We start from the raw sequence: 8,449 nt of genomic DNA on the forward strand, positions 1-8,449 counted from the left end.
TTATCTAGTTTTGAGGGAATGAAAATTTTCTCTTGCAAAATGCATAAAAGACAGTATAATGAATATTGTCTTTGATAAAATGTCTGGTGGCGATGGCGAGAAGGTCACACCCGTTCCCATACCGAACACGGAAGTTAAGCTTCTCAGCGCCGATGGTAGTTGGGGGTTTCCCCCTGTGAGAGTAGGACGCCGCCGGGCAAGGTGCATTTTCATCCTGGACATACTTCCTGGATGAGGCATTCGAATCAACTGCATAGAGTTATGAAAAATACCATTATTCCGCAGTAGCTCAGTGGTAGAGCACTCGGCTGTTAACCGAGCGGTCGTAGGTTCGAATCCTACCTGCGGAGCCATTATCTCTAAATGACATTGATCATTTGAGCTGGCAGCAAAATGCTTCCATAGCTCAGCAGGTAGAGCACTTCCATGGTAAGGAAGAGGTCAGCGGTTCGAGCCCGCTTGGAAGCTCTGAAAATATTAATTATATGGCCCCTTGGTCAAGCGGTTAAGACACCGCCCTTTCACGGCGGTAACACGGGTTCGAATCCCGTAGGGGTCACTTTTCAAATGGAGGATTAGCTCAGCTGGGAGAGCATCTGCCTTACAAGCAGAGGGTCGGCGGTTCGATCCCGTCATCCTCCACCATATATCTTTAAACCATGCCGGTGTAGCTCAATTGGTAGAGCAACTGACTTGTAATCAGTAGGTTGGGGGTTCAAGTCCTCTCGCCGGCACCATGCTTCTTTCTTCTCTGAATCACTTCAGCGGAAGCATGCGAGAAATCCCGAAGGGCTTTTGAGCATTTATCTAAGTAAAGAAGCTTATTATTTGTGGAGGGGTAGCGAAGTGGCTAAACGCGGCGGACTGTAAATCCGCTCCCTCAGGGTTCGGCGGTTCGAATCCGTCCCCCTCCACCATTTTAATACATATTAAAATTGGACAAGTAACTGATGTCCTTTTTATTTTTCCCATTGGGCTATAGCCAAGCGGTAAGGCAACGGACTTTGACTCCGTCATGCGTTGGTTCGAATCCAGCTAGCCCAGCCATTTATTTTCTTTTAGCATTTGATGCTTAACGGACGATAAATAGGGTAGATTAAGCTTATTAGCGATTCACTCATTCGGTGATCAATCTAAACTTCATGAGCCATTAGCTCAGTCAGTTGCTTGCTTCGATGAATTAACTTCTGCGGCAACTTGCGAGGAAAACCGAAGGTTTTTTGAGCACTGATTCCAAACAAAACCTTGTTTAGGGTTCAAAGTAAATCATGAGCCATTAGCTCAGTCGGTAGAGCATCTGACTTTTAATCAGAGGGTCGAAGGTTCGAGTCCTTCATGGCTCACTCATGTTAAGACCCCTAAGAATAAACTTCATCCTTTATTTTTAGGGGTTTTATCGAATATAATAAAAATATGCGGAAGTAGTTCAGTGGTAGAATACAACCTTGCCAAGGTTGGGGTCGCGGGTTCGAATCCCGTCTTCCGCTCCAAATGGGGCCTTAGCTCAGCTGGGAGAGCGCCTGCCTTGCACGCAGGAGGTCAGCGGTTCGATCCCGCTAGGCTCCACCATTACACTACATAAATACCATTTCAGTCATAAATCCATTAGGATTTATGGCTTTTTTTATTCTCCCTTTTAACATTCTCGATTTTATTATTCACTAAATTCTAAACCGTATATATATTCATGAAATTGTCCAGTTGAGTCATTGAATTGAAAGCGGTTAAAATGGTGTAAAAGAGGAGAAAGTAGGGGTTGGTATGAGAAAACTTTCAATAATTGGTATGCCTATGGATTTAGGGCAGATGAGAAGGGGCGTAGACATGGGGCCAAGCGCCATCCGCTATGCTGGGATCAATGAAAGATTAAAAGAATTATTTGATGAGATTGAAGATTTAGGAGATATCCCTGTTGGCAGGCCCGAGGTTAAGATTGATCCAAACAGTAATTTGAGAAATCTTGAGTTAGTGGCAGAGAAAAATAACCTGCTTGCGACGGAAGTCGATAAAATCATCGAATCTGGTTCTTTCCCGCTCGTTTTAGGTGGGGACCATAGCATTGCGATTGGAACATTGGCGGGAGTTTCTAAACATTATAAGAACCTGGGTGTCATTTGGTATGACGCGCACGGGGATTTAAATACTGCTGATACATCACCATCAGGGAATATCCATGGAATGCCTCTGGCGGCCAGCCTGGGACTTGGACATGAATCTTTGACCCAATTAGGTGGATTTGCGCCTAAAATAAAACCTGAAAATATCGTCATCATCGGCGCTCGTGCTCTTGACGATGGTGAAAAAGATTTAATAAAAGAACTCGGCATCAAGGTGTTCACGATGCATGAAATTGATAGACTTGGAATGGCGAAGGTTATGGAAGAAACCATCAACTATTTGAAAGATAAAACCGATGGTGTCCATCTTTCTTTGGATCTTGACGGTTTGGATCCTACAGATGCACCAGGTGTGGGGACGCCGGTTTTCGGAGGCATCAGCTACCGGGAGAGTCATTTAGCAATGGAGATGCTGGAGGAGGCAGGCATTATCACCTCCGCAGAGTTTGTTGAGGTCAACCCGATACTTGATGAAAAGAACAAGACAGCAATAGCTGCTGTCGCTTTAATGGGTTCTTTATTCGGAGAGAAACTATTATAAGAATTATTTCATTCGAATATCCTTTTTCATATCCAACACTTTTATTGAATATAAATATCTGTAGGATTGGAAAAATAGGAGCAGCAGCCAAATCTGGCTGCTGCTCCTTTATAGTTAATACATAACTGTCTTATTGGATAATAAGTTATAATATTTATTTAGTAATCGATCCAGCTTTGTGCTGATATCTACCACTCTTTGGTTTGACAGCGAGGTTTTAGCAGCTAGTTCAACCATTTCTTTACGGCATTGTTCAATATCCTTCAACAAAGTTTCTGCGCACATTGCGAAAATTCCTCGCTTTCGTTAGAATAATTCATTTATACCCTAAATTAAAGTTTTTAAACCAATATGGTAAAAATTTGTTAATATTAACTTATTGGGTTTTTTTAGAGTTATTACAGGAAAAAAGGGCATCAATCAATCGTTTTTCGTAAGAATGGGTCCAATTGTAAACTAATTCAAGGTGAAAATATTTTTATATAAAAAAAATGAAACCTTTTCCGGAATCGATTCGTATATCGATTAGCCGCATGAAGCGCGGAGGTAAATTAATGGAAACCATCGTAAAACAAAGAATAAAACAAGTGATCAAGGGAGACCAAAATGCCTATGGCGAGATTGTTGAAATATACAAGGACAAGGTATTTCAGCTTTGCTACCGTATGCTTGGGAATCGTCATGAAGCAGAGGATATTGCACAGGAAGCCTTTATCCGTGCATATATCAATATTAACAGCTTCAATCAAAGCCTGAAATTTTCTACATGGCTATACAGAATTGCAACCAACCTTTGCATAGACCGGATTCGGAAAAAGAAACCAGACTACTTTCTTGATGCTGAAGTTCCGGGAACAGAGGGCTTGAATATGTATTCACAGGTGCCATCTGACACGCCATTGCCAGAGGATGAGGTGGAAAGCATTGAATTGCAGGATACGATTCAAAAAGAAATTTCAAAACTACCCGATAAATACAGGTCGGTTATCGTATTAAAGTATATTGAAGAGCTTAGCCTGAATGAGATCAGCGAGATTCTGGATCTCCCGCTTGGTACGGTAAAGACAAGAATACATCGAGGCAGAGAAGCCTTAAGACAGCAGTTGCGACACGTATAATGTGAGGTGAAAGAAATGAAATGTCCAGAACATGTGATTGAATATATGCATGAATATTTAGATGATGAAATTCCTGAAGAAAATGAGAAAATCCTGCGAGAACATTTACAGAGCTGTAACGATTGCCAGGAATACTTCAGGGAACTCAATAAATCCATTGCTCTCGTGCAGAGCACATCCCATATCCAGGCGCCAAGCGATTTTACATCAAAGGTAATGGCTGGCTTGCCAAAGGAAAAGAAAAAGACAGAAATCCAGCGCTGGTTCAGAAGTCATCCGTTGTTGACAGCGGCTTCGCTTTTCCTGGCCTTGATGACAGGCAGCATCTTGACTACATGGAATGAGGAGCACCAATTTTCAGTTTCAAAGCAGCCTAATCTCGTAGTGGAGAATGACACGGTCATTGTTCCCGAAGGAGAAGTTGTAAAGGGCGATGTGGTTGTCAGGAACGGCAAGGTGAAAATTGAGGGAGAAGTTCAGGGGAATGTGACCGTGATCAACGGTGAACAGTACATGGCTTCCGCTGGAAATGTTACAGGAGAAATAACCGAGGTTAATGAAGTGTTTGAATGGATTTGGTACCATATTAAAAAAACATTCAAAAACGCGGCGAACCTATTCGAAACCGAACAGAAAGAACAGTCATTCCAATAGGATTGGCTGTTTTTTATCATTGATCTATACAGCCGGTTATTATGATTTCTAGTAACCGGGGATATTTAGGAACAGACGTATAGCTTTCCTTTGAATGTATGCTAACAATCCTTGTGAATTTACTTCATTATTAATTAAACTTCTCTTATGTTATAATAAAAAAGTTACATTTGTTTATGAGCAGAAGTGCGTGCTATATTTTTGCTTATGAATCATGAGCTGTTTTCGAGATTCATGCTGTTTAAGGCAGCCGAAAAGTTTTGTGAAAAGAGCTTTTCTAAAGGCTGTTTTCTCTTTAAGGCAGGGCGTTTTCTTACATAAAATGATTTTTATCTTCTGAAATTGAAATGGAGATTGTTGTATGAAAAGCCAAAAAAATATACGAAAAGAGCCTTACTAATCTAATGGAGGAAGTGCAATGTCGTTTGCAGATTTCGATTTATTGGAATATCTAGCCAATATTGTTGACATACTCCTGGTTTGGTTCGTCATTTATAAGCTGATTGCCATTATTCGTGGAACAAAGGCTGTACAACTTTTAAAAGGAATCTTCGTGATTCTTATTGTGAAATTTGTCAGTGATTTCTTCGGATTGAATACACTCAGCTGGATGATGGAACAAGTTTTAACCTGGGGATTCCTGGCCATCATCATCATCTTTCAGCCGGAATTAAGGAGAGCACTTGAGCAATTGGGACGTGGGCGGCTTTTCTCCAGATCAGGGCTGCAGGAAGAAGAAGATGAAGAGAAAATGGTTGAGGCAATTATTAAGGCAACCGATTATATGGCAAAGCGTCGGATCGGAGCATTAATCTCGATTGAAAGAGAGACCGGAATGAGTGATTATATTGAAACGGGCATTCCGCTTCAGTCAAGGATTTCTTCTGAATTGCTGATTAATTTATTTATACCGAATACACCGCTTCATGATGGAGCTGTCGTTATACAGAAAAACATCGTTGCAGCAGCTGCTTGTTATTTACCGCTATCAGAAAGTCCGTTTATTTCTAAAGAGCTGGGAACAAGGCACAGAGCGGCTCTTGGAATCAGTGAGGTAACAGACAGTATTACGATCGTTGTTTCCGAAGAGACAGGGAATGTATCGGTTACTAGAAATGGAGAGCTTTATCGGGATTTGAGCGGGGAAACGCTAAGAGAATTGCTCGCCGCCGAATTAATTACACCATCAAGAATCAAGCAGGCAGCTTCTACCCGCTGGAATTGGAGGGGGAAGAAAAATGGATAAACTCATGGATAATCCATGGTTCATTAAAATGGTTGCCCTGGTTCTTGCGATTCTGCTCTTTGGGTCTGTCCCTAAAAATGAACCTGGAAAACCCGGGGATGTAAATGTCCCATCGGACGAAAAGGTTGAAACAATCGAAGAAGTGCCAGTAAAAAGCTATTACGACACAGATACCCTTGTTGTAACGGGTGTTCCGGAGACAGTAACCATTACGCTTCAAGGTCCAAAAAACCTTGTACAGCAGGCAAAAGCGTTACGGAACTTCGAAGTGTTTGTGGACTTGACGAAGGCTGACATGGGCAAACAGCGAGTTCCAATCACCATAAGGGATATTTCCGATCGCCTTACGGTCACCATTGAACCCGGCTATGCCAATGTTTCCATTCAGGAAAAAGTAACGAAGGAATTCAAGGTAGAGGCGGAATACAGCCGCAATCTCGTTGAAGAAGGTTATATTGCCGAAAAACCTACCGTTAATCCAAGTAAAGTTCAAATCACTGGTGCCAAGGATATCGTTGATAGAATTACTTATGTAAAAGCAACCGTTAATTCGAACGGTAAAATATCTGACAGCATAACGCGCGAGGCCAGTGTCCTCGTTTTAGATAAAGACATGAACAAGCTTGATGTCAATGTTGAACCCGATATGGTGGAAGTAACGATTCCTGTCAAAAGTTCCAGTAAAAAGGTACCAATTGATATCGTCCGGAAAGGGAATCCTCCCGAAGGAGTGACGATTGATTCCATTAGTGCGGATACGAAGGAAGCGGAAATCATAGCGGCTCCGGAGATTTTATCTGACGTGAAAAGTGTTCGAGTCGAAGTCGATCTCAGTGAAATTACGGATGACACCGAGTTGACGCTGCCTGTAATCATTTCTAATGGGGTCGTGAAGGTTTCACCTGAGACGGTAAAGGTTTCAGTGAGAGTTACGAAGGAAACCGAAAAAACAATCTCCAATGTCCCGATTGAGATTGAAGGGATGAACGATGAGTTTGAGGTTGACTTTCTTAACCCTGCCAATGGCCAAACCGACATTACGGTTACTGGTCCAAGCAGCATCGTTTCTCCGCTTGGCGCCGGCAATTTTAAAATCCTGATAGATGTGTCCGGTTTGGATGAAGGAGAGCATGAAGTAGACATGAAGGTGACAGCACCTGAAAATATTACTTGGAAACTGGCTAAAGGAAAAGCCAGCATAACTGTTGCGAAAAAAGAAGCATAATTTGACTGCAATTTTTCAAACAAGGAGAGATTTTAAGAATGGGTAAATATTTCGGTACAGATGGAGTACGCGGTGTTGCAAATAGTGAATTAACACCAGAATTGGCGTTCAAGCTTGGACGTTTCGGAGGCTATGTTCTTACGAAAGACCATAACAGACCAAAGGTGTTGATTGGCCGTGATACCCGCATCTCGGGCCATATGCTTGAAGGAGCACTTGTTGCCGGTCTATTGTCAATTGGAGCGGAAGTTATGAGGCTCGGTGTCATCTCGACTCCAGGGGTATCTTACTTAACAAAGGCCCTTGGTGCCCAGGCAGGAGTTATGATTTCTGCTTCGCATAATCCAGTAGCGGATAATGGGATTAAATTCTTTGGTCCAGATGGCTTTAAGCTTTCTGATGATCAAGAACTTGAAATCGAACAATTAATGGATCTAGATTCTGATGAACTTCCACGTCCGGTTGGTGCAGAACTTGGACAGGTTAATGACTATTTCGAAGGCGGACAAAAATACCTTCAATACTTGAAGCAATCTGTTGATGAAGAATTCACCGGCCTGCATATCGCATTAGACTGTGCTCACGGAGCAACATCTTCATTAGCTGCACATTTGTTTGCTGACCTGGATGCTGACCTTTCAACAATGGGAGCATCTCCAAATGGCCTAAACATCAATGATGGAGTGGGATCGACTCACCCTGAGGCACTTGCTGCATTTTTAAAAGAGAAGGGTGCAGATCTTGGACTTGCATTTGATGGAGATGGCGACCGCTTGATTGCAATCGATGAAAAAGGAAATATTGTCGATGGCGACCAGATCATGTACATTTGCGGTAAGTTCATGAAGGAAAGAGGCCAGCTGAAGCAAGGTACAGTTGTTTCTACTGTAATGAGCAACCTCGGCTTCTATAAAGGCCTTGAAGAGCACGGAATCCAAAGTGTCCAAACCGCTGTCGGTGACCGTTATGTTGTGGAAGAAATGAAGAAGACTGGCTATAATCTTGGCGGAGAGCAGTCAGGACACATCATTTTCCTTGATTACAATACAACTGGTGACGGTCTGTTGACTGGCTTGCAGTTGGCGAACATCATGAAAGTGACAGGAAAGCCACTATCAGAGCTTGCAGGCGAAATGAAGAAATATCCACAGGTCCTAGTGAATATTCGAGTAACAGACAAGCATCACGTGACAGATAACCAAAAGGTAAAAGAAGTAATCGAACAGGTTGAAGCGGAAATGAACGGCAATGGCCGCATCCTTGTTCGCCCTTCTGGAACTGAACCTCTAGTGCGTGTCATGGCTGAAGCACCTTCCGCGGAGCTTTGCCAGGAATATGTTAACCGTATCGCAGCGGTTGTTGAGGAAGAAATGGGATTGAAGGAATAGAATTTATCCAAGCTTAGGCACCTTGTTGAGGTGCCTGAGCTTTTTTTCTTCTGGTACAAAATGCGCACTCGTTTTTAATAAGCAACAGGGCAAACAGCCTTTTGTTAAAGATAAGATAGTTTAAAATGCACTTCGAGAAAGGTCCAGCTCCAGCGCCTAG

At 42.5% G+C, this 8,449-nt stretch carries 7 protein-coding genes, 10 tRNA genes and 1 rRNA gene; 17 read left to right on the top strand and 1 reads right to left on the bottom strand.

Annotated features, from left to right (window positions below; genetic code table 11):
• Positions 1 to 82 precede the first annotated feature (82 nt).
• From rrf to rocF, 12 genes are all read left to right on the top strand, one after another.
• Positions 83 to 198, top strand: a 5S ribosomal RNA gene (gene rrf, locus V7201_RS07625).
• Between the two features lie 80 nt (positions 199 to 278).
• Positions 279 to 353 (top strand) — tRNA-Asn (locus V7201_RS07630).
• A 42-nt stretch (positions 354 to 395) separates the two neighbouring features.
• Positions 396 to 468, top strand: a tRNA-Thr gene (locus V7201_RS07635).
• A 19-nt stretch (positions 469 to 487) separates the two neighbouring features.
• Positions 488 to 559 (top strand) — tRNA-Glu (locus V7201_RS07640).
• A 10-nt stretch (positions 560 to 569) separates the two neighbouring features.
• Positions 570 to 645 (top strand) — tRNA-Val (locus V7201_RS07645).
• Positions 646 to 661: 16 nt separating this feature from the next.
• Positions 662 to 737: transfer RNA gene (locus V7201_RS07650), tRNA-Thr, on the top strand.
• Positions 738 to 832: 95 nt separating this feature from the next.
• Positions 833 to 917 (top strand) — tRNA-Tyr (locus tag V7201_RS07655).
• Between the two features lie 55 nt (positions 918 to 972).
• Positions 973 to 1,047 (top strand) — tRNA-Gln (locus V7201_RS07660).
• A gap of 223 nt (positions 1,048 to 1,270) precedes the next feature.
• A tRNA-Lys gene (locus tag V7201_RS07665) sits at positions 1,271 to 1,343 on the top strand.
• 72 nt (positions 1,344 to 1,415) lie between these two features.
• Positions 1,416 to 1,490: transfer RNA gene (locus V7201_RS07670), tRNA-Gly, on the top strand.
• A 3-nt stretch (positions 1,491 to 1,493) separates the two neighbouring features.
• A tRNA-Ala gene (locus V7201_RS07675) sits at positions 1,494 to 1,569 on the top strand.
• A 192-nt stretch (positions 1,570 to 1,761) separates the two neighbouring features.
• A complete protein-coding gene (gene rocF / locus V7201_RS07680) occupies positions 1,762 to 2,658 on the top strand; it encodes an arginase (RefSeq protein WP_335376203.1) in 897 nt (298 codons plus the stop codon).
• 114 nt (positions 2,659 to 2,772) lie between these two features.
• Here rocF and V7201_RS07685 read toward each other — a convergent pair whose 3' ends face one another.
• Entirely contained in the window at positions 2,773 to 2,943 is a 171-nt protein-coding gene (locus tag V7201_RS07685) for an aspartyl-phosphate phosphatase Spo0E family protein (protein ID WP_335376204.1), read from the bottom strand.
• A gap of 269 nt (positions 2,944 to 3,212) precedes the next feature.
• Between V7201_RS07685 and sigW the strand changes: the two genes are divergently transcribed.
• The 5 genes from sigW to glmM all read left to right on the top strand — a co-directional run bounded on the left by sigW (position 3,213) and on the right by glmM (position 8,289).
• A complete protein-coding gene (gene sigW / locus V7201_RS07690) occupies positions 3,213 to 3,776 on the top strand; it encodes an RNA polymerase sigma factor SigW (protein WP_335376205.1) in 564 nt (187 codons plus the stop codon).
• Between the two features lie 15 nt (positions 3,777 to 3,791).
• Positions 3,792 to 4,430: an anti-sigma factor gene (locus tag V7201_RS07695; RefSeq protein ID WP_335376206.1), complete on the top strand. Its 639-nt coding sequence runs from the start codon at positions 3,792 to 3,794 to the stop codon at positions 4,428 to 4,430.
• A gap of 418 nt (positions 4,431 to 4,848) precedes the next feature.
• Positions 4,849 to 5,676, top strand: coding sequence for a diadenylate cyclase CdaA (gene cdaA, locus V7201_RS07700; RefSeq protein ID WP_335376207.1), 828 nt, complete (start codon positions 4,849 to 4,851; stop codon positions 5,674 to 5,676).
• Entirely contained in the window at positions 5,669 to 6,901 is a 1,233-nt protein-coding gene (locus tag V7201_RS07705) for a CdaR family protein (protein WP_335376208.1), read from the top strand. The genes cdaA and V7201_RS07705 overlap by 8 nt, the downstream gene beginning before the upstream one ends.
• Before the next feature lie 38 nt (positions 6,902 to 6,939).
• Positions 6,940 to 8,289, top strand: a complete 1,350-nt coding sequence (gene glmM / locus V7201_RS07710; RefSeq protein WP_335376209.1) for a phosphoglucosamine mutase — start codon at positions 6,940 to 6,942, stop codon at positions 8,287 to 8,289.
• Positions 8,290 to 8,449 lie beyond the last annotated feature (160 nt).

This window comes from Bacillus sp. JJ1122, assembly GCF_036964885.1.
In the GTDB taxonomy this organism is placed as follows: Bacteria; Bacillota; Bacilli; order Bacillales; family Cytobacillaceae; genus Mesobacillus.

What these genes read in the sequence shown, in the direction of transcription:
- V7201_RS07685 (WP_335376204.1), bottom strand. Translation starts at nt 2,943, where the DNA reads ATGTGCGCAGAAACTTTGTTGAAGGATATTGAACAATGCCGTAAAGAA.
- cdaA (WP_335376207.1), top strand. Translation starts at nt 4,849, where the DNA reads ATGTCGTTTGCAGATTTCGATTTATTGGAATATCTAGCCAATATTGTT.
- V7201_RS07695 (WP_335376206.1), top strand. Translation starts at nt 3,792, where the DNA reads ATGAAATGTCCAGAACATGTGATTGAATATATGCATGAATATTTAGAT.
- V7201_RS07705 (WP_335376208.1), top strand. Translation starts at nt 5,669, where the DNA reads ATGGATAAACTCATGGATAATCCATGGTTCATTAAAATGGTTGCCCTG.
- sigW (WP_335376205.1), top strand. Translation starts at nt 3,213, where the DNA reads ATGGAAACCATCGTAAAACAAAGAATAAAACAAGTGATCAAGGGAGAC.
- glmM (WP_335376209.1), top strand. Translation starts at nt 6,940, where the DNA reads ATGGGTAAATATTTCGGTACAGATGGAGTACGCGGTGTTGCAAATAGT.
- rocF (WP_335376203.1), top strand. Translation starts at nt 1,762, where the DNA reads ATGAGAAAACTTTCAATAATTGGTATGCCTATGGATTTAGGGCAGATG.